19 protein-coding genes and 1 tRNA gene are annotated in these 20502 nt (G+C 71.2%); 8 read left to right on the top strand and 12 right to left on the bottom strand.

The window, feature by feature from the left end:
• Positions 1-11 precede the first annotated feature (11 nt).
• Entirely contained in the window at positions 12-1118 is a 1107-nt protein-coding gene (mnmA, locus tag DEJ28_RS04930; protein ID WP_111117106.1) for a tRNA 2-thiouridine(34) synthase MnmA, read from the bottom strand.
• A 39-nt stretch (positions 1119-1157) separates the two neighbouring features.
• Here mnmA and DEJ28_RS04925 point away from each other — a divergent pair, with 39 nt between their 5' ends.
• The 3 genes from DEJ28_RS04925 (at position 1158) to DEJ28_RS04915 (ending at position 3493) form a co-directional block, all read left to right on the top strand.
• On the top strand, positions 1158-2486 hold the full coding sequence (locus DEJ28_RS04925) for an MFS transporter (RefSeq protein ID WP_111117107.1): 1329 nt from the start codon (positions 1158-1160) through the stop codon (positions 2484-2486).
• A gap of 99 nt (positions 2487-2585) precedes the next feature.
• A tRNA-Leu gene (locus DEJ28_RS04920) sits at positions 2586-2666 on the top strand.
• Between the two features lie 140 nt (positions 2667-2806).
• The gene (locus DEJ28_RS04915; RefSeq protein ID WP_111117108.1) at positions 2807-3493 is read left to right on the top strand and encodes a DedA family protein; all 687 of its coding nucleotides are present in this window, start codon (positions 2807-2809) and stop codon (positions 3491-3493) included.
• Between the two features lie 126 nt (positions 3494-3619).
• Here DEJ28_RS04915 and rdgB read toward each other — a convergent pair whose 3' ends face one another.
• Genes rdgB through murI form a run of 3 tightly spaced genes read right to left on the bottom strand, consistent with a single transcriptional unit; the run spans position 3620 to position 5786 of the window.
• A complete protein-coding gene (gene rdgB / locus DEJ28_RS04910) occupies positions 3620-4210 on the bottom strand; it encodes an RdgB/HAM1 family non-canonical purine NTP pyrophosphatase (protein ID WP_111117109.1) in 591 nt (196 codons plus the stop codon).
• Entirely contained in the window at positions 4207-4944 is a 738-nt protein-coding gene (rph, locus tag DEJ28_RS04905; protein ID WP_111117110.1) for a ribonuclease PH, read from the bottom strand. Before rph ends, rdgB begins: the two co-directional genes overlap by 4 nt.
• Complete coding sequence (murI, locus tag DEJ28_RS04900) at positions 4941-5786, bottom strand: glutamate racemase (RefSeq protein WP_111117115.1); 846 nt, start codon at positions 5784-5786, stop codon at positions 4941-4943. Before murI ends, rph begins: the two co-directional genes overlap by 4 nt.
• An 80-nt stretch (positions 5787-5866) precedes the next feature.
• Here murI and DEJ28_RS04895 point away from each other — a divergent pair, with 80 nt between their 5' ends.
• A complete protein-coding gene (locus DEJ28_RS04895) occupies positions 5867-7153 on the top strand; it encodes a nicotinate phosphoribosyltransferase (RefSeq protein ID WP_111117111.1) in 1287 nt (428 codons plus the stop codon).
• A gap of 6 nt (positions 7154-7159) precedes the next feature.
• On the opposite strand, the gene DEJ28_RS04890 is transcribed toward DEJ28_RS04895, so the two are convergent.
• The 3 genes from DEJ28_RS04890 to DEJ28_RS04880 all read right to left on the bottom strand — a co-directional run bounded on the left by DEJ28_RS04890 (position 7160) and on the right by DEJ28_RS04880 (position 11134).
• The gene (locus DEJ28_RS04890) at positions 7160-7420 is read right to left on the bottom strand and encodes a DUF3039 domain-containing protein (protein ID WP_092093667.1); all 261 of its coding nucleotides are present in this window, start codon (positions 7418-7420) and stop codon (positions 7160-7162) included.
• 862 nt (positions 7421-8282) lie between these two features.
• A complete protein-coding gene (locus DEJ28_RS04885) occupies positions 8283-9854 on the bottom strand; it encodes an ABC transporter permease (RefSeq protein ID WP_111116101.1) in 1572 nt (523 codons plus the stop codon).
• Positions 9830-11134: an ABC transporter ATP-binding protein gene (locus DEJ28_RS04880; protein WP_258368110.1), complete on the bottom strand. Its 1305-nt coding sequence runs from the start codon at positions 11132-11134 to the stop codon at positions 9830-9832. The genes DEJ28_RS04885 and DEJ28_RS04880 overlap by 25 nt, the downstream gene beginning before the upstream one ends.
• Positions 11135-11433: 299 nt before the next feature.
• Between DEJ28_RS04880 and DEJ28_RS04875 the strand changes: the two genes are divergently transcribed.
• The 4 genes from DEJ28_RS04875 to DEJ28_RS04860 all read left to right on the top strand — a co-directional run bounded on the left by DEJ28_RS04875 (position 11434) and on the right by DEJ28_RS04860 (position 14183).
• Entirely contained in the window at positions 11434-12129 is a 696-nt protein-coding gene (locus DEJ28_RS04875) for a phosphocholine cytidylyltransferase family protein (RefSeq protein WP_111116099.1), read from the top strand.
• A gap of 44 nt (positions 12130-12173) precedes the next feature.
• Complete coding sequence (locus DEJ28_RS04870; RefSeq protein ID WP_111116098.1) at positions 12174-12998, top strand: ABC transporter permease; 825 nt, start codon at positions 12174-12176, stop codon at positions 12996-12998.
• Positions 12998-13768, top strand: coding sequence for an ABC transporter ATP-binding protein (locus DEJ28_RS04865; protein WP_111116096.1), 771 nt, complete (start codon positions 12998-13000; stop codon positions 13766-13768). The genes DEJ28_RS04870 and DEJ28_RS04865 overlap by 1 nt, the downstream gene beginning before the upstream one ends.
• Positions 13769-13880: 112 nt before the next feature.
• Positions 13881-14183 (top strand): hypothetical protein, encoded by a 303-nt coding sequence (locus DEJ28_RS04860; protein ID WP_111116095.1) that lies wholly within the window; start codon positions 13881-13883, stop codon positions 14181-14183.
• A 22-nt stretch (positions 14184-14205) separates the two neighbouring features.
• Here the strand turns inward: DEJ28_RS04860 and DEJ28_RS04855 are convergent, their stop codons facing one another.
• From DEJ28_RS04855 to DEJ28_RS04835, 5 genes are all read right to left on the bottom strand, one after another.
• Entirely contained in the window at positions 14206-15438 is a 1233-nt protein-coding gene (locus DEJ28_RS04855; RefSeq protein WP_111116093.1) for a CDP-glycerol glycerophosphotransferase family protein, read from the bottom strand.
• A 33-nt stretch (positions 15439-15471) separates the two neighbouring features.
• The gene (locus DEJ28_RS04850; protein ID WP_111116092.1) at positions 15472-16380 is read right to left on the bottom strand and encodes a glycosyltransferase family 2 protein; all 909 of its coding nucleotides are present in this window, start codon (positions 16378-16380) and stop codon (positions 15472-15474) included.
• The gene (locus DEJ28_RS04845) at positions 16377-17195 is read right to left on the bottom strand and encodes a CDP-alcohol phosphatidyltransferase family protein (protein ID WP_111116090.1); all 819 of its coding nucleotides are present in this window, start codon (positions 17193-17195) and stop codon (positions 16377-16379) included. Before DEJ28_RS04845 ends, DEJ28_RS04850 begins: the two co-directional genes overlap by 4 nt.
• Positions 17196-17204: 9 nt before the next feature.
• Entirely contained in the window at positions 17205-18248 is a 1044-nt protein-coding gene (locus DEJ28_RS04840) for a glycosyltransferase family 2 protein (protein ID WP_111116089.1), read from the bottom strand.
• A gap of 196 nt (positions 18249-18444) precedes the next feature.
• Positions 18445-20412, bottom strand: a complete 1968-nt coding sequence (locus tag DEJ28_RS04835) for a S1C family serine protease (RefSeq protein WP_258368109.1) — start codon at positions 20410-20412, stop codon at positions 18445-18447.
• Between the last annotated feature and the right edge of the window lie 90 nt (positions 20413-20502).

Below are 20502 nucleotides of genomic sequence, written 5' to 3'. Positions count from 1 at the left end.
CGACCCTGGGATCACACCGTCGTGGGGACCGCCGACACCGTGGAGTCGATCGTGCACTGCCCGAGGACGCGCGTGCCGACGTAGACGACCGCGGTCTGCCCCGGGGCGACGCCCGAGAGCGGCGCGTCCACGTCGATCACCAGGAGCCCGTCGGACACCCGCGCGGTGGCCGGCACCGGGTCGGCGTGGGCACGGATCTGCACGTCGCACGCGAACGGGACGGACGGGTCGGCGGGAGCGGTGCCGGCCCACGTGAACCGCGACCCGGACATCGAGGTGACGTCGAGCGCCTCCTTCGGGCCGACCACGACCGTGTTGTCCTTCGGTCGGATCTCGAGCACGAACCGGGGCTTGCCGTCCGCTGCGGGGCGACCGAGGGCGAGCCCGCGCCGCTGTCCCACCGTGTAGCCGGTCGCGCCGTCGTGCGAGCCGACGACCGTGCCGTCGCGCTCGACGACCTCGCCCGGGGCGGCGCCGACCCGGTCGGCCAGCCAGCCGCGGGTGTCCCCGTCGGGGATGAAGCAGATGTCGTAGGAGTCCGGCTTCTGCGCGACCGTCAGACCGCGCTGAGCGGCCTCGGCACGGACCTCGTCCTTCGACGGCGTCGCGCCGAGCGGGAACATCGCGTGCTGCAGCTGCTCGGCGGTCAGCACGCCGAGCACGTAGGACTGGTCCTTCGCCCACGCCGCCGACCGGTGGAGCTCCCGTGCGCCGTCCGGTCCGGTGACGATGGAGGCGTAGTGGCCGGTCGCGACGGCGTCGAACCCGAGGGCGAGCGCCTTCTCGAGCAGTGCCGCGAACTTGATCCGCTCGTTGCACCGCATGCAGGGGTTCGGCGTCCGACCGGCCTGGTACTCGGCCACGAAGTCGTCGACGACGTCCTCCTTGAACCGGGCCGAGAAGTCCCACACGTAGTACGGGATCCCGAGGGCGGACGCGGCGCGCTGGGCGTCCATCGAGTCCTCGATCGTGCAGCACCCACGACTGCCGGTGCGGAGCGTGCCGGGCATCCGGCTGAGGGCGAGGTGCACGCCGACCACGTCGTGTCCTGCGTCGACGGCCCGTGCGGCGGCCACCGCCGAGTCGACACCACCGCTCATCGCTGCAAGTACTCGCATGCATCAAGGGTAAGCGTCCCGCGTACCCTTGCACGAGCGATGACCTCCGACACCCCCGCCTTCGACTTCCGGGCGGTCCTGCTGTCCGGGTTCCTGCCCGCCGCACTCTTCGCGATCGGCGAGGGAGCGATCATCCCGATCATCCCGATCGCGGCGTCCTCGCTCGGTGCGAGCCTGGCGTTCGCCGGGTTCGTCGCCGCGCTCATCCTCGTCGGGGAGCTCATCGGCGACGTGCCCTCGGGGGTCGTCGTCGCACGGATCGGTGAACGGAACGCGATGATCGGCGCGGCGGTGGTGTCCGTCGTCGGTCTCCTCGTCTGCACCGTGGCGCCGAACGCGTGGGTGCTCGCGCTCGGGGTGTTCCTCGTCGGTGTCTCGACCGCCGTCTTCGCCCTCGCCCGGCACGCCTACATGACGACCGCGATCCCCCTGCACATCCGGGCACGGGCCCTGTCGAGCCTCGGCGGGGTCTTCCGCTTCGGCTACTTCGTCGGTCCCTTCATCGCCGCCGGGGTGGTCCACCTGACGGGCACGACGCAGAGCGCCTTCTGGATCCACATCGTCTGCTGCCTCGCGGCGGCGGTGGTGCTCCTCGTCCTGCGCGACCCGGCGACGGGCGCACGCGGTCTGCGGAAGCCGCCCCGCGCCTCCCGGCCCGCACCGGACCGGATGACCGACGTGACCGACGCGACGGGCACGACCGACACGACGAATCCGGCGGAACCGCCCGCCGACACCGGTGCGCACTTCGTCCAACAGGAGGCCCACGGCCTCTTCCGCACCATCCGCGCGAACCGCGCCGTCCTGCTCCGCCTCGGGAGCGGCGCCGGACTCATCGGCGCGCTCCGCGCCGGACGGCAGGTGATCCTGCCGCTCTGGGCGGTCAGCGTCGGCCTCGACGACGCCACCGCAGCGCTCGTCATCGGCATCGCCGGTGCCGTCGACTTCGCGCTCTTCTACACGAGCGGCCAGATCATGGACCGCTGGGGTCGTCTGGCGAGCGCCCTCCCCTGCATGCTCGGCCTGAGCGTCAGCTACTTCCTCCTCGCGTGGTCGGGACACCTCGACGCACGGGTCGGCTGGTTCGTCGCCATCGCCATCGGGATGTCGCTCGCGAACGGCGTCGGCTCCGGCATCCTCATGACGCTCGGCGCGGACCTGGCACCGCGGGGCAACCCGGCCCCGTTCCTGGGTGCCTGGCGGTTCACCGGGGACTTCGGCCAGGCCGCTGCGCCCCTCGTGATCGCCGGGGTGACGGCGGTCGCGTCGATCGCGGTGGCGAGCGGGGTGATGGGCGTGCTCGGCCTGGTCGGCGCGGGGATCCTGCTGCGCTACGTCCCGAGGTACCTGCCCCGACAGTTGCGCTGACCGTTTCGCTGACGCCCGCAGCACGGCCGGTCCGGCGACGGCCTGGAGGCGCGGATCACCGCCGCCCCGCCGCCCGCCCTCGGTAGACTGCCGCTGCTCGCGGGAGTGGTGGAATCGGTAGACACGCAGGATTTAGGTTCCTGTGCCCCAGGCGTGAGGGTTCGAGTCCCTCCTTCCGCACGGACAGCAGCACGGTCTTCCGCACTTCTCCCGCACCCGGAGGGAAGTCATACCCCGGGCGGATGGGCCGACGACCCCCGGACGGTACCCTCGTCACGCGGGAGTCCTCCCCGTGACCCCGCCCTCCACCCGGAAGAACCATGCACTCCGTCGCCCTCGCCCTGATCCCCTGGCTGGATCCGCAGTACATCCTCGATCACTTCGGGGCGATCGCGGTGCTCGTCGTCTGTGCGATCGTGTTCGCCGAGACGGGCCTGCTCATCGGGTTCATCTTCCCCGGCGACAGCCTGCTCGTCATCACCGGCCTGTTCGCCTTCGACCGCGGTGGCGAGATCGGCGGCATCCCGATCTGGGTCGCCGCGCTCATGATCGGCGCGGCCGCGTTCCTCGGCGGGGAGCTCGGGTACTTCATCGGGAAGAAGGCCGGTCCGCCGATCTTCGAACGCCGCGAGAGCGGACTGTTCTCGAAGGCGAACGTCGACCGCACGAACGCCTTCTTCCACCGCTTCGGGCCGCTCGCCGTCATCCTCGCCCGCTTCGTGCCGGTCGTCCGCACCTTCGCGCCGATCGCCGCCGGCGTCGGGCGGATGGACTACAAGAAGTACTCGCTCTACAACGCGATCGGGGCCCTCGTCTGGGGCGTCGGGGTCACGTTCCTCGGGTACTTCATCGGGCACATCCCGTTCGTCGCGCACATCGTCCGCGAGTACATCGACATCATCCTGCTCGCGGCGGTCGTCGTGACCGTCGTGCCGATGGCGCTCACGTACATCCGGAACGCCCGCAAGGCCAAGCGCGACGAGCAGGAGCGGACCGCGACCGAGTAGTCGCGGCGGCCCGCCCGCCTCCGAAACGCCTCGCACAACCACAGTCGGCCCGAACCACGTGATCACGTGGTTCGGGCCGACTGTGGTTGTGCCGCGTGCTGCGGCGGGCGTCGGGGCCCGCGCTCGTCAGACGCCGAAGTGCTCCCGCACGGTCGGCGCGATCCCGCGGAACGCCTTCGCACGGTGGCTCAGTGCGTTCTTCTCCGCACGCGTCAGCTCCGCCGAGGACACCGCGACGTCGTCCGCCTTGAACACCGGGTCGTACCCGTGTCCGCCGGTGCCGACGGGCGCCGTCAGGACCTCGCCGTTCCACACGGCCTCGACCACGTGTTCCTCGCCCTCGGGCGTCACGAACGCCGCCGCGCAGACGAAGGCCGCAGTGCGCTCGAGCACGCCCTCGAGGTTCCGCAGCAGCAGCGCGATGTTGTCCGCGTCCGAGCGGGTCCCCGCGTACCGGGCCGAGTGGATGCCGGGCGCACCGCCGAGGACGTCGACCGCGATGCCCGAGTCGTCGGCGAGCGCGGGCAGCCCGGTGTGGGCGACTGCCGCACGCGCCTTGATGAGGGCGTTCGCGGCGTAGGTGTCGCCGTCCTCGACCGGCTCGGGGCCGTCGTAGCCGACGAGCTCGACACCGCCGAGGGCCTCGCCGAGGATCTCGCGCAGCTCGACGACCTTCCCCTGGTTGTGCGTCGCGAGGACCACCGTGCGCGAGGTCACGCGAGCCCCAGGACGGTCTTCTGGATCGCGGCGAGCGACTGGTTGCCCGCCAGGCCGAGGTCGAGCAGGACGTTCAACTCGTCGCGGTCGAACGGCGCGTGCTCGGCCGTCCCCTGCACCTCGATGAACTTGCCGGAGCCGGTCGTGACGATGTTCATGTCGGTGTCGGCCGCGGAGTCCTCCGTGTAGGCCAGGTCGAGCATCGGCTCGCCCTTGACGATCCCGACCGAGACCGCCTGCACGCTCTCGGTCAGCGGGGTCGCCTTCTTCGCGATGAAGCCCTTGTCGCGGCCCCACTCGATCGCGTCGGCCATCGCCACGTACGCGCCCGTGATCGACGCCGTGCGGGTCCCGCCGTCGGCCTGCAGCACGTCGCAGTCGATGACGAGGGTGTTCTCACCGAGCGCCTTCGTGTCGACCACGGCACGGAGCGAACGACCGATCAGCCGCGAGATCTCGTGCGTGCGGCCGCCGACCTTGCCCTTGATGGACTCGCGCTGCATCCGCTCGTTCGTGGAGCGGGGCAGCATCGAGTACTCGGCGGTGACCCAGCCGGTGCCCTTGCCGGAGAGCCAGCGCGGGACGCCGTTCGTGAACGAGGCGGTGCAGAGCACCCGGGTGTCGCCGAACGAGATGAGCGCGCTGCCCTCGGCCTGCGTGCTCCACCCCCGCTCGATCGTGACGGGACGGAGGTCGGTCGCGGTGCGGCCGTCGATGCGGAGCGTGTCGCTCATGGGGTCCTTTCGATGCGGGGCAGCGTGATGGCCCCGGTCTGGAGGTGGCCGACGCTGGAGACCTCGGGTCCGAGGAAGCGCCGGGCGAGTCGGATGAAACCGTTCTTGTCGTCACCGGTCGCCTCGAACGAGTACGTCGGCGGTTCGGGGGCGGTGCGTTCGAGCCCGTGCTCGACGAGCCGCCGGTACACGTCGTTCGCGGTCTCCTCGGCGCTGGAGACGAGCGTCACGTCGGGACCCATCACGTACTGGATCGCGGCGGACATCAGCGGGTAGTGGGTGCAGCCGAGCACGAGGGTGTCGACGTCGGCGTCACGGACCGGGGCGAGGTACCCCTCGGCGACCGCCCGGAGCGCCGGGGACGAGGTGTCGCCGGTCTCGACGAACTCCACGAACCGCGGGCAGGCGGCGAGGCTCAGGGTGACGTCGGACGCGACCGCGAAGGCGTCCTCGTAGGACCGCGACGCGATGGTGCCGACCGTGCCGATGACCCCGATGCGCCCCGTGCGGGTCTGCTTCACCGCGGCGCGGGCCGCGGGCTGGATCACCTCGACCACCGGGATGCCGTACGCCTGCTCGTACCGTTCACGGGCGTCACGGAGCACGGCGGAGGACGCCGTGTTGCACGCGATGACGAGCGCCTTCACGCCCTGCTCGACCAGGTCGTCCATGACGTCGAGCGCGTACCGGCGGACGTCGGCGATCGGCTTCGGGCCGTACGGCGAGTGCAGGGTGTCGCCGACGTACCGGATGCTCTCGCGGGGCAGCTGGTCGATGATCGCGCGGGCCACCGTGAGTCCACCGACCCCGCTGTCGAAGACTCCGATCGGTGCATCCGTCACGGTGACCAGCGTACCGACGCTCGCCGACGGCACGACGCAATCCGCGCCTCCAGTCCGCCCGTCTGGGTAGTGTCGTCAAGGTGACCAGCGCGCTCCTGACCGACCAGTACGAACTCACCATGGTCGACGCGGCCCTGAAGGACGGCACCGCCGACCGACGGTGCGTGTTCGAGGTCTTCGCCCGGCGCCTGCCGGACGGCCGCCGCTACGGGGTCGTGGCCGGACTCGGCCGGTTCCTCACCGCCCTCACCGACTTCCGCTTCGGCGACGAGGAGATCGGCTTCCTGCGTGACCGCGGCGTCATCGACGAGGGCACCGCGACGTGGCTCGCCGACTACCGGTTCACCGGCGACGTCCGCGCCTACCGCGAGGGCGAGGTCTTCTTCCCGAACTCCCCCGTCCTGCAGATCGAGGGCACCTTCGCCGAGTCCGTCGTGCTCGAGACCCTCGCGCTGAGCATCTTCAACGCCGACTCCGCGATCGCGTCCGCCGCAGCACGCATGGTCTCCGCCGCCGACAAGCGGCCCCTCGCCGAGATGGGCTCCCGCCGCACCGGCGAGTGGAACGCCGTCGCCGCAGCCCGGGCCGCGTACATCGCCGGCTTCGGCGCGACGAGCAACCTCGAGGCCGGACGGACGTGGGGCATCCCGACGATGGGCACCGCCGCGCACGCGTTCACGCTGCTGCACGACTCCGAGGAAGCAGCCTTCCGGTCGCAGCTCGACGCGCTCGGCACCGGGACGACGCTGCTCGTCGACACCTACGACATCGAGACCGCCGTCGACACGGCCGTGCGCCTGACCGACGGCAAGCTCGGCGCCGTCCGCATCGACAGCGGCGACCTGCCGTCCGTCGTCGCCGGCGTCCGCGCGCAGCTCGACCGGCTCGGCGCCACCTCGACGAAGATCACCGTCACGAACGACCTCGACGAGTACACGATCGCGGCGCTCCGGGCCGCCCCCGTGGACTCGTACGGCGTCGGGACCTCGGTCGTGTCCGGCTCCGGCCACCCCGCCGCCGGGATGGTCTTCAAGCTCGTCGCGCACCGCTCGGACTCGGGCGAGTGGGTGTCCGTCGCGAAGAAGTCCGCCGACAAGGCGTCCCTCGGCGGCCGGAAGGAAGCCGGACGACGGCTCCGGAACGGCATCGCCACGGCCGAGGTCGTGCTCACCACCGGCCAGGTCGGGCCCGACGAGCGACCGCTGCTCGTCCCCGTGGTCACGAACGGCGAGGTCGACCCGGCCTACCTCGGTGCACGCGGGGTCGAGGCCGCACGGGCGCACCACAAGCTCGCGAAGGCGGAGCTGCCGGCCGACGCGGCGCGGATCGGTCGCGGGGACCCTGCGATCCCCACGCTGATCATCTGACCGGGGCTACTCGGCCTTCATCTTCTCGTAGATGGCCTTGCAGTCCGGGCAGACCGGGAACTTCTCCGGGTCACGGCCCGGGATCCACTTCTTGCCGCAGAGGGCCTTCACGGGCTTGCCGCTGAGGGCCGACTGCAGGATCTTGTCCTTCTTCACGTAGTGCGAGAACCGCTCGTGGTCGCCGGGCTCGATCGCTTCCTCTTCGAGGAGCTTCTCGAGCTCACGGTCCATCACGTCGAGGCCGCCGCCGGGTTCCGTCATGCTCATCCTGCAAGGGTACGACGGGTGCGGTCGTCGTGGCAGCCCTCCCGCGGGCGGGCGGGCGGGCTGGCGTGCGTGCGGTGCGGGCGGTGCTGCCGTGCGGTGCCGCCGTGCGCCCCTTCGCGAGCGGGCGAAATACCGTAGTCCCCGCTTCGCGCACCCAGCGACTCCGCCCGCTCGTCATCGACCGCGCAGCTCCCGCCACCCGTACCCGTCGAGCGGGCGAAAAAGCCTCCGTGCCCGCTTCGCGCACCCAGCGATTCCGCCCGCTCGTCATCGACCGCGCAGCTCCCGCCACCCGTCCCCGTCGAGCGGGCGAAATACCGCGGTCCCCACCTCACGCACCCAGCGACTCCGCCCGCTCGTCATCGACCGCGCAGCTCCCGCCACCGTCCCCGTCGAGCGGGCGAAAAAGCCTCCGTGCGCGCTTCGCGCACCCAGCGATTCCGCCCGCTCGTCATCACGACCGGCCAACCGCGCCGCCACCCGCGCCGCCCGACCCGACCGCCCGTTCGTCGAGCGGGCGAAACCCCGCGGTCCCCCGCTTCGCGCACCCAGCGAATCCGCCCGCTCGTCTCGGCCGCGCAGCTCCCGCCACTCGTCCCCGTCGAGCGGGCGAAATACCGCAGCTCACGGAGCCCACACGCTGGCATTTCGCCCGCCCGCCGAGGCCGACACCGGAACGCGCACGAGAACGGACGCTGAGGCGGGCGGCGCGACGCGCAGCACGCGGCACTCAGCACCCGGCCCAGCGCGCAGCAGCACCCCCCGCCCGGCACCCGGGCGCGACCGCAGACGGCCTGGAGGCGCGTGGCGGATCCGCCACGCGCCTCCAGGCCGTCGGTGGTCGCGCCGGACGCGACCCGGGTCAGTTGCGCTGCGCCGCTGCCAGCAGGTCCGGGCCGTGCCGGTCGAAGAGCCGGCCGCCCACCACGACGCCGATCGCCAGGACGACCACGCCCACCACGAGGCCGACGACGAGCGTCAGGACGGCCCACGGCGCCGGTCCGTCGACGAACGCGAGCACGGCGAGCCACGCGGCCGGCACGGTGCACACGACGATCCCGATCACCATCGACGACTGCGCGACGGAGGCGAGCACCCCCGCGGCCTGCGGCTGCTGGAACGGGTGGTCGCCGGGCCGGACGGTCGGGTACGGCAGCAGGACGGACACGACGCTCGACAGACCGAGTCCCGCCAGGAGCGCGCTCGCGCTGACCCCGATGAGCACCGGGAACGCGGTCCGGTCGCCGAACAGCCACGCGGACACCCACGCGCCCGCCACGATCGCGGGGAGGCCGACGGCGAGCACCGGCACGAGGCGGCCCAGGCGGTCGCTCCAGCCCGGGGCGCCCGAGGCGACGTGCAGCCACACGGCGGTGTTGTCGTACGAGACGTCGTTGTGCGGCAGGAACCCGGCGATGAGGGCCATCAGCGGCAGGGGTACGAGCGCCGTCCAGTGCCAGGGCACGCCGGCGACCCCGAGCGGGATCACCACGACCGGTACGAACAGGATGACGAGGTACGACATTCGGTAGCGCGGGTCGCGTCCCCAGTAGGTCAGTGCCCGCGCTGCGACGGCGCCCACCGGGGTCGAGCCGAGCCGGTCGAACCAGCCGAGGCCACGGTAGCGACGGGTGCGGGCCCGGCCGTCCACGGTCTCGAGCGCCCGGCCGACGACGGCCCACCAGGCCCAGGCGAGCAGGGCCACGACGACGACCGCGACGACGAGCTTGACGATGCCCTCGCCGACCCGTCCGCTGGCGACGTCGGCGGGCACTGCCCAGGCGGCACCCCACGGCGTCCACCCGGCGATGTCGGCGACACGCTGCATCTCGGCGCCCTCGGGAGCGAGCCAGTCGACGCGGAGCAGCAGGGAGACGGTCGGGATGCCGAGCACGACGATGACGAGCGCCACGAGCCATCCGACGTCCCGCGACCGGTGCGCCCCGATCAGCGCAGCACCGACCGCGCTGCCGACACGGATGAGGAGCGCGCACGTCGCGACGGCGAGCAGCGCCCCGACGATGCCGAGCAACCCGGTTCCCACACCGCGCATCCACGTGACGGACTGCGCCACGGCGACGATCGCGACCGCGACGACGGGCACGCCGATGAGTCCTGCGACGCCGAGTCCGACGGCGAGGTCGCGCCGCTCGATGCCGAACACGGTGAACCGGCGGGGGTCGAACTGGTCGGCCCGGCCGACGACGAGCGGGACGACCGTGAAGGCGAAGGTGATGAGCGTTCCGACCGGGACGACGACCGAACGAGCGACGTCGGGCGAGGCGTCGCGGAGCGCGATGACCTCGACCGCGACGAACACCGCGGCGACCAGGCCGGCGAGGCTGCCGAGCACGACGAGGACGGACCGGCGGGCACTGCCACGGACCTCTCCCGCGAGCAGGTCGGCCCTCAGCCGGAGAAGCTGTGCAACCATTCCATGCTCTCTGCCACCACGCGGCCGCCCGCGAGTTCGACGAACTTGTCCTCGAGGCTCTTCCGCCCGCGGACCTGCGCCATCGTGCCGGACGCCAGGACCCGGCCACCGACGATGATCGCGACGGAGTCGCAGGTGCGCTGCACGAGTTCCATCGAGTGGCTGGAGAGCACCACGGTCCCGCCGCCGCTGGTGTAGCGGCGGAGGATCTCGGTGATGGTCGCTGCGCTGACCGGGTCGACGGACTCGAACGGTTCGTCGAGCACGAGCACCCGGGGCGAGTGGATGAGGGTCGCGGCGAGGGCGATCTTCTTCGCCATGCCGACGGAGTAGTCCGCGACCTGCCGGCCGAGCGCCTCGCCCAGACCGAACGCCTCGGCGAGGTCCGCGCTGCGCTTCCGAGCGGTGGCGCCGTCGAGCCCTCGGAGGGTCGCCGAGTAGTAGAGGAGCTGCGCGCCGGTGAGCCGGTCGAACAGCCGGAGCCGGTCGGGCAGCACGCCGAGGTCACGCTTCGCGGCTGCCGGGTCGGCCCACACGTCGTGGTCGAGCACGGTGACGCTGCCGGCGTCCGGGCGGAGGAGTCCGGTGACCATCGACAGGGTCGTCGTCTTGCCGGCACCGTTCGGGCCGACGACACCGAAGATCGAGCCCTGGCGGATCTCGAGGTCCACCTCGTCGACCGCGAGCGTCTGTCCGTAGCGCTTCACGAGCCCGCTGGCCCGCAGCACCACGGGCTGCTGCTGCTGCTTCGGCAGGGTGGCGGGACGCTTGGTGGACGCCTGACGCTTCTTCGCCTTCGGCTCGGCGACCGCGTCGTCGGTCCGGGTGGACTCGTCGGTCCGGTTCGACTCGTCGGTCCGGTTGGACTCGTCGGTGGCGGTCGGCGCGTCGGTCCGGCGCACGTCCGGTGCGTCCTGCGTGTCCGGGCCTGGAGGCTCGGTGCCGGTCGTGCCCGCGGTCTGCGTCGGGCGCGTGGCGCGGCCCTTGCCCCCACGGGCCTTCGCGGGACGGCGTCCGGTGGTCGTCGGTGCGGCCGCCAGCGCGGCGGCCCCCGGAGCCGACTCCGTCGGCTCGGAGTCGGTGGTCGTGTCGTCGGTGGTCGTGTCGTCGCTGACCGTCGTGTCGTCGGTCATCGCGTCCTCAGCGGAGGCGTCAAGCGCATCCCCGTCCCCCATGTCGTCATCAGCGGTGTCCTGCGCCGCGGTGGCGTCGTCGTCCTCGGTGAGCCAGGCAGCGTCGGACGTGGCGTACACGTCCTCGTCATCTGCTCCGGCTCCCACGCGCCAACCGTACCAACGCTCCCCGGACACCGGGGAACGGCCGGTCACAGTGTCACGAATTGAGCACGAAGCGTCTGGGACAGCACCCTGACGGGGGGTGGTTCCGTATCATTCACCAGGACACGACGGAGTGTTCACCACTTGGAAACCTGCTGCGGCCGGTGTTCCCGTGACGTTCCCCGTTCTGCGAATGACCGCAGGGACGGCGGCTTCACGGCGAACTCGGACCTTCCGCGAGCAGACTCGACGAGGCCCGCCCGTGCCCCAGGGCGCGCGGGCGGACACCGGAAGGGACCAGCATGACCACGCAGATCGTGATCCTCGCAGCGGGGATGGGCAGCCGCCTCGGGCGGAGCTTGCCGAAGCCGCTGACCGAACTGAGCGACGGCCGCACCATCATGCAGCAGCAGTTCGACAACATCCGCGCCGCGTTCGGCTCGAGCGCCCGCGTGACGATCGTCGTCGGCTACAAGTCGGAGTACATCGTCGAGGCCTTCCCCGAGGCGAACTTCGTCTACAACGAGTCCTACGACTCGACGAACACCTCGAAGAGCCTCCTCCGTGCGCTCAAGGCCACGGGCAAGAGCGGTGTCCTCTGGATGAACGGCGACGTGGTCTTCGACCCGCGTGCGCTCGTCCGGGCCGCCGACATGATCGACGAAGAGCGCTCGTTCGTCAGCGTCAACACCGAGAAGGTGTCCGACGAAGAGGTCAAGTACACGGTCGACGCCGAGGGCTTCATCCACAAGCTGTCGAAGCAGGTCGTGGGCGGTCTCGGCGAAGCCGTCGGCATCAACTACGTCGCCGCGCAGGACAAGCAGGCGCTCATCCGCCAGCTCGGCCGCGTCGACGACCAGGAGTACTTCGAGGGCGGCATCGAGGCAGCCATCGGCGAGGACGGGCTACGCTGGTCGCCGGTCGACATCTCCGACCTGTACGCCGTCGAGATCGACTTCGCCGAGGACCTCGAGCGCGCGAACAACCTGTTCGCCTGAACCACCGTCAGGACCCCCTCGGCGGTTCCGCCCGAAGGGAAACCGTGACCACAGCGAGTGCGCCGACCGCGCCCGCGGCTGCCGCACCAGCGGCGTCCCGGAGCGCCGGTCGGCGCTATCGTCAAGCCCTCTGGCTGCTGACGGTGCGCGACCTCCGGGTCCGCTACTCCACGTCGGCGCTCGGGTACTTCTGGTCGATCCTCGACCCGCTCGTGATGTCGGCGATCTACTGGTTCGTCTTCACGCAGGTGTTCCACCGCGGGTCGGTCGGCGAAGAGCCCTACATCGTGTTCCTGCTGTCGGCACTGCTGCCGTGGATGTGGTTCACCGGCTCGGTCTCCGACTCGACGCGCGCGTTCATCAAGGAGACCAAGCTCATCCGGTCGACGACGATCCCCCGCAGCATCTGGGTCGCACGGGTGGTCGCGTCGAAGGGCATCGAGTTCCTCCTGAGCTTGCCGGTGCTCGCGGTCTTCGTCATCGCCACCGGCGCGACGGTGCACTGGGAACTCGCCCTGTACCCGCTGGCGATCGTCCTGCAGTGCGGACTCGTGTACGGCCTCGGCCTCATCGTCGCGCCGCTCGTGGTGTTCTTCCGCGACCTCGAGCGTGCCGTGAAGCTCGTGCTCCGCTTCCTCTTCTACGCATCCCCGATCATCTACGGCACGCAGGCGCTCCCGGACAAGCTGCACGACCTCGCCGCGTTCAACCCGCTGAGCGGCATCTTCGGCATCTACCGGTCAGCGTTCTTCCCGAAGCAGCTCGACTGGTTCGAGGTCGCGGTGTCGGTCGTCGTGACGGTGGTCGTCCTCGTGATCGGGCTCGTCGTGTTCCGCCGCAGCGAGCACCGGGTCCTCAAGGAGCTGTGATGACCGCCACCGAACAGACCGACCGGACCGCGGTCGTCGCGCCCGTGATCTCGGTGCGTGGCGCCGGCATCCGGTTCAAGCGGAACCGGCGGGCGAGCCGGAGCTTCAAGGACCTGTTCGCCGGCAGCAACCGGCGGAAGCGCGCGGACGAGTTCTGGGCGCTGCGAGGCGTGTCGTTCGACGTCCGTCCGGGCGAGGCGATCGGCGTCGTCGGCCGGAACGGTCAGGGCAAGTCGACGCTGCTCAAGCTCGTCGCCCAGGTGATGCTGCCGGACGAGGGCCGCGTGCACGTCGGCGCCGGCGTCGCGCCGCTCATCGAGATCACCGGCGGGTTCGTCGGGGACCTCTCGGTGCGGGACAACGTCTACCTCACCGCGGGGCTGCACGGCATGTCCCGTGCGGAGATCCGGGACGCCTTCGACGAGATCATCGAGTTCGCCGAGATCGGCGACTTCGTCGACACCCCCTACAAGCACCTGTCGAGCGGGATGAAGGTGCGCATCGCGTTCGCCGTCATCTCCCGCCTCGACGAGCCGGTGATCCTCGTGGACGAGGTCCTCGCGGTGGGCGACAAGGGGTTCCGCGAGAAGTGCTACAAGCGCATCGAGGAACTCCTCGCCGGCGGGCGGACGCTGTTCTTCGTCTCGCACAGCGACAAGGACCTCCGACGCTTCTGCGATCGCGGGCTCTACCTCGACAAGGGGCAGCTGCAGTTCGACGGTCCGATCGAGGAAGCACTGACCCGCTACTCGGCCGACTACGGCGTCTGACGGCCGAGCACTCTCCTCCACAACCAGGGTTCCCCGCGCCTCCCTCCACAGCCGTCGACGCCGACGGCCGGAACGGGACCCGGACGTCGGACCCTCCCCCTACGGTGGCGGCATGCACCACCCGACACCGGCCTACGCAGTCCCGTTCACGATCGACCGTTCCCTCGCTCCACGCCGCTACGACCTGGTGAACGCCGGCGACGAACCCGTCGACGGTCTCACCCTCACCCACCTCGGCAACGGCTACTGCCCGCCGCTCGCCGTGCGCCGGCTCGAGCCCGGTCGTGGGCTCTCCATCGCCGTGTTCGGCGCCGACCCCGAGGACACCGGCGTCGTGGTCGTCCGCTGGCGTCGACCGGACCGCTCCGAGTACCTGTGGCGGATGTCGCTCGTCGGTGACGATCGTGCTGCCTGACCGGGCGACCCGGCCGCGGCGCTCAGTCCTCGCCGCGCTCCGACGCGACCTCGTGCCAGCGGGCGAGCAGCCGTTCGACCGCGCCGTGGAACCGTGCGGTCGCCACGCCGGGCGTCGTGTCGCCGAAGTACCGGTGCACCCAGTGCCGGAGCTTCGCGAGCTCCTCGGCGTCGTTCGCGGCGGCGTCGACCCGTGCGACGATCTCGGACGCATCGGATGCCCGCAGCCAGTTCGCGTCGCTCAGGTACCCGCGCTCGTCGACGTCCGCCTCGTCCGCGACGGGACGGGTCACGATGAGCGGCTTCCCGACCGCGAGCCGGTCGTAGATCATCGCGCTGATGTCGGTGATCGCCACGTCGGCGTCCGCGAGCTGCCAGCCGAGCTCGGGCCCGTCGTCGTACACGTGGTGCGCGCTCGGGTCGGCGGCGTTGGCACGGGCGATCGCGGCGACGATCCGCTCGTGCGCGGCCTTGTAGTCGGCCTCACGGACGCCGCTGCGGGGGTGCGGGCGGTACACGAGCCGGTGCCGGGGCGACGCGAGCACCTGGTCGGCGATGGTCGTGCCGTGGCTCGCGATCGATCCGTACGCCGCGGCCGGGCGGTCGCCCTCCCACGTCGGCGCGTAGAGCACGACGGTGCGGTCGTCGGACGGGTAGGGCACCGCTCCGGCGAAGTGGTCGGCCTGGGGGCGACCGATGGCGATCGCTCGGGCGTCGAGGTCGTAGTCCCACAGGGCGTCGGCGAGACGGTCACGAGCGGCGTCACCGGCGATCAGGGCGTAGTCGTACGCCTTGAACTGGTTCGTCGTCATGTACATCTTGTCGCTCTCGCCGTGGTTCACGAAGACGTGCCACATGCGCCCGTACCGCATCATCTGGAAGTTGCGGGCGTTCTGGTTGACGTAGAGCACGACCTTGGGCGCCTGCTCGTCCACGAACCGCTCGAGGTCGACGACCTGGCGCGCGTAGACGGCGGGCACCGGGGACTCCTCGAGCAACTTCAGCATCGTGCCGGGGCTGCGCGAGATGATCGCGACCGGGTGCGTCGCGGCGAGTTCGGCGAGCGGCGCGTACCACTGCCGGACCTGGTACATGTTCACCGGACCGTCGGCGAAGTACACCGCGATCTCGATCGTGCCCGGGGTGGGGACGGGAGCCGACGGCAGTTGGCGAGCGAGGTCACGACGGCTGCGGCGCGACTTGAGCAGGCGCTCCGCGAGCCGGACGGCGGTGCGCACGTCGCTGAGGATCGGCATGGTCCCTCTTCCGGTGTCGGCGTGGTGGTCGGGTCAGATGACGGGCGGGCGGCCGGCGAGCGTCATGCGCCCGATCGTCAGCCATCCCATGATGTGCACGGGTCCGCAGTCGGTCGTCCAGCCTTCGCGGACGCCGCCGAACCAGGTGGCCAGGCGACGCGGGTGCCGCCACCAGCGAGCGACCTGGATCGCGGCCCACGAGCCGACGTACAGCGGACGGAGCACGGCCGGCAGGTTGCGGCGGGCGAGCCATACCCGGTTGCGTGCGTTCAGCCGGTAGTACTCACGGTGTCGTGCCGGGTCGATGGCCGGGTGGTTCGCGACGAGGTCCCCGGCGTACCAGGCGCGGCGGCCGGCTTCCCACACGCGCCAGGCGAGCTCGATCCCCTCGTGGGCGTAGAAGTACGGGGCGCCCCAGCCCCCGGTCGCACGGTAGACGTCCATCGGCAGGACGACAGCGCCCTCCCAGACCGAGAACACCGGCGACGAGTGGTCGGCGTCGCCCTTCCGGATGCGCGGGATCCAGCGGGTGGGGTTCGCCACGCCGGTGGGGTCGACCACACGGGGCTGCACCAGCCCGAGCGACGGATCACGTTCGAACAGGCTGATGGCGTCACGCAGGAACGTCTCCGACGGCACCGATGCGTCGTCGTCGAGGAAGAAGACGTAGTCGCCGTCGACGACCTCGACCCCGGCGTTCCGCCCGGCGGGGATCCCGACGTTCTCGGGCAGTGCGAGCGCGCGGACACCGTCCGGCAGACCCGTCGGCTCCCAGCCGTTGCCGACGCACACCACGTCGAGCTCGACCTCCTGCTGGGCGAGGACGCTCTCGAGCCCACGGCGCAGGTCGTCCGGCCGGGTGCCCTGTGACAGGCTCACCACGGCCACCCGCGGCCGTTCGCGGTGCGGGACCGCGTGCCGACGGACCGTGCCGGGAGTCATCCGCGGACCCGCTTCGACGCGAGGATCGCGACGAAGTGCCCGAACGTCGCCAGCACGGCGAGCGGCAGGAGCGCGCCGACCAGGATCCGGTCGGCCAGCGGGTGCCCGATCACGAGCGCGAGCAGGGCGAACACGAACGCCAGCATCGTCAGCTCGACCGAGTGGTACAGGCGGTGGAACGGCAGGAACCGAGCGGCCCGGCGCAGGGTCGCGAGCCGACGGCCGGACGGGACCGTGCCGGCGTCGCGGCGGTCGACGAGCTTGTCGAGGCCGGAGTTCGCACGGGCGACGTGCACCATGTCGTTGAGGGCCTTGTTGAGGACGATCACGAGGCCCAGGGCGCACCCGATCGTGGTCCACATCCAGTCCGCGCCGTGGATCGGCCACGTGGCCGCACGCACACCGAGCGCGATCGGGATCAGGCCCTCGGTCGTGTAGTGCCCGACCTTGTCGAGGAAGACCCCGGCGGGCGACCGGGTCCCCCGCCACCGCGCGACCTCCCCGTCGGAGCAGTCGACGAGCATCTGCAGCTGTCCGAGGACGAGCGCGAGCAGCGCACCCCAGATGCCCGGGATCAGCAGCGCCGCGGCGACGCTCCAGCCGACCAGGATCATCAGGCCCGTCACCTGGTTCGCGGTCACCCGCGTCTTCAGCAGCAGCCAGGTCAGGTAGGGCGAGACGTCGCGCAGGTAGAGGGACGCGGTCCAGTGCTCGGCGTTCGCCCGCGAGCGGACCTCGTGCGGCTGGGCGACCGCGCGGAGCTCGGCGATCGAGGTCGGGCGGGAGTCGCCGCGACCGGTGGTGTCATCGGTCAAGAGGTCAGTTCACCGTCCCGTGTGGGTGGTCAGCTCGGACGTCCGGGTGAGGAAGCCGATGATGAAGCCGACACCCCAGCCGACGTGGATGCAGGGCAGCACCACGAGCAGCCAGAGGAGCGTCGGCAGCCCCGAACGCCGGGCGACCGCGACGGCCCCCAGGACGACGAAGACGATGTAGACGGCGGGCACCACGAAGCCGAGCAGCGCCCAGGCCGCTCCGGTCCCGAGGGCCGCGCCGATGATCCCGACGACGCCGGCCACGATGCCGAGCGCCATCGCCGCGACCATCGCCGGCGGGACGAAGTAGCGCAGTCCGTTGTTCGCGGGGAACCGGCGAGCGAGTTCGCCGCGCCAGAGACCGGTCGCGACGAACTGCCGGACCAGCCGCTTGAGGCTCGGCCGCGGACGGTACGTCACCACGAGTTCGGGGGTGAACCACACGGTGCCGCCGGTCTGGCGCAGCCTGCGGTTGAGTTCCCAGTCCTGGCCGCGCTTGATGCCCTCGTCGAAGAGGCCGACCTCGAACAGGCGGTCGCGTCGGAACACGCCGAGGTACGCGGTTTCGGCCGGTCCCGCCTGCCCGCCGACGTGGTGCGGGGTACCGCCGAGCCCGACGCGGCTGCCGTACGCCAACGCGACGGCCCGCTCGAAGGGCGTGCGGCCCTCGGCGTGCATGATCCCGCCGACGTTGTCCGCGCCCGAGTCCTGCAGCACCCGGACCGCGATCCGCGTGTAGTCCGTCGGCAGCACCGAGTGCGCGTCGACACGGACCACGATCGGGTGCACCGACGCCCGGATCGCCACGTTGAGGCCGGCGGGGGTCGACCCGACCGGGTTGTCGATCGCCCGGATCCGGGGATCGGCGTCGCTCATCTCGGCCACCAGCTCGTTCGTGCCGTCGATCGACGGTCCGAGCGCGAGGATGACCTCGAACGCACCGGCGTAGTCCTGGTCGAGCAGGCTCTGGACGGCGGCGCGGACCTCGGTGACCTCGTTGAGGACGGGCATCACGTACGAGACGCCCGGCAAGGGCTGTCCGTCTGTCTGCATGCGTACCTCGGGGTCCTGGCTGGGTGCACGGGACGCACCGCGGACGGTGCCGCCCCGCAGAGCGACCCTGAGCCTATCAAGGACACCACCCGTCGACGACGCGACCAGCGGCCCGGGACCCAACCCGGAGACGGACGGGAGGCATGGTGCCAGCTGGCACCGTGCCTCCCGTCAGGCGTGTCCTGCGTCGACCGCCTCAGCCCTTGTAGGTCCCGAGCGTCACGTCCGTCTCGCGGGTCTCCCCGCCACGGAGGTAGGTGATCGTCGTCTTCGCGCCACCCGCGAAGTAGCGGACCTGCGCCGTCAGGTCGGTGGCGTCGGAGACCGTCGCCGAACCGATCTTCGTGACCACGTCGCCCTTCTGCAGGCCGGCCTTGGCCGCGGCTCCGCCCGACGAGACGGACTTGATGAGTCCGCCCATCTGGGTGGCCTTGGCGTCCTCGGCGGCGTCGCCGACCGTGGCTCCGAGGAGCCCGTGCGTCGCCGAGCCGTTGTCCTTGATCTCGTTCGCGACACGCTTCACGAGGTTCGCCGGGATCGAGAAGCCGACGCCGATGCTGCCCGACTGGCTCGTGGAGTCCGACGAGCTGCTCGCGCTCGCGATCGCCACGTTGATGCCGATCAGCTTGCCCTTGGAGTCGAGCAGCGCACCGCCGGAGTTGCCCGGGTTGATCGACGCGTCCGTCTGGATGACCGGCAGGGACACGGTGCTGGTCGAGGACGAGCTGCTGCCGTTGTCGCCGTTGCCCCAGAAGTCGAACGGGCCGCCGCTGCCGTTGCCGCCCTCGTTCGAGTCGCCGCCCTCGCTGGGCGCGCTCGACGTGACCTGGATGCTGCGGCTGAGGGTCGAGACGATGCCGTCGGTCACGGTGTTCGACAGCCCGAGCGGCGCACCGATCGCGACCGCGGTGTCGCCCACGTTGAGGTTGGACGAGTCCGCGAAGCTGATCGGCTTCATCCCGCTGGCGTCGATCTTGATGACCGCGAGGTCGACCGTCGGGTCGGTGCCGACGAGCTTCGCCGGGTAGATCTTGCCGTCCGAGGTCGTCACCGTGATCGTGCCGTTCGAGCTGTCACCGTCGAGCGTCACCACGTGGGTGTTCGTGACGATGTAGCCGTCCTTGCTGAACACGACGCCCGAGCCGGTGCCGGCCTCGCTGCTCGACGAGACGTTGATCGTCACGACCGACGGGGTCGCCTGCGCGGCCACGGCGGTGACGACGGTCGCGTTGTTGTAGTCGTTGACCGTCAGGTTCCCGCCGCCCTGCGAGGACGAGGAACCGACGACGGTGCCGCCGTCCTGCGAGGACCCGGCGAGCCAGCCCGCGCCGCCACCGACGAGACCGGCGACCACGAGGCCGGCGATGATCGGGAGGACGAGCTTGCTGCGACCGTCCCTCGAGCGGGTCCGGGTCGCGGTGCCGACACCGGCCGCGCCTGCTGCTCCCGCGGCACCCGCGTCGCCGAAGTAGTGGCCGTTCCGCTGGTTGGAGCCGTCGACGTCACCGAACGCGCTCGTCGCGGAGCTCGGTGCCTGCGCCGAACCGGCGGTGGCGTACTCGGACGCGGACGCCGGGGCGGAGGTCGGCTGGGCGTACTCGCCGTAGCGGGGCTGCTGGCCGTACTGACCCGCCTGCTGGCCGTACTGGTCGCCCTGCTGCTGGCCGTACTGACCCGCCTGCTGGCCGTACTGGTTGCCCTGCTGCTGGCCGTACTGGCCCGCCTGCTGGCCGTACTGGTCGCCCTGCTGCTGGCCGGACTGGGCGTGGTCGCCGCCGTAGGGGCTGGCGTGCTGCCCGTAGCCGGCCGACTGCCCGTACTGCGGTGCCTGGCCGTACTGGCTCGGCTGCCCGTACTGCGAGGTCTGGCCGTACTGGCCCTGATCGGCCGCGCCCTGGCCCTGGCCCTGGCCCTGGCCCTGGCCCGACACTGTCGGGTACGGCGCTGTGTAGCGGTCCGTGGGGTGGTCGGTCGACGCCTGGATGACGTCGGTCTCGTTCGCGGGAGCGGGGTCGATCACGTCGGTGTGGTCCGCTCGCGCGCTCGTCGGAGCATCGTTCACGTGCTGGGAGTCGTTCGGCGATGCGTCCTCGGCGGCGGCCTGTGCTGCCGAGTCGTCCGGACGGAAGTCGTCGCCCTGCCCGTTGGGCGTGGTGTTCGTCATGCTGGACGTGCTCCTTTCAAGCTCGTGCAGTCTGTCGGACGCACCTGAGCGGTGCTCCTGGCGACGCTGCGAGCGACCTATGGCGATCTT

This window comes from Curtobacterium sp. MCPF17_002, assembly GCF_003234115.2.
GTDB lineage: Bacteria > Actinomycetota > Actinomycetes > Actinomycetales > Microbacteriaceae > Curtobacterium.
This window is presented reverse-complemented; position numbering and strand designations above follow the sequence as displayed.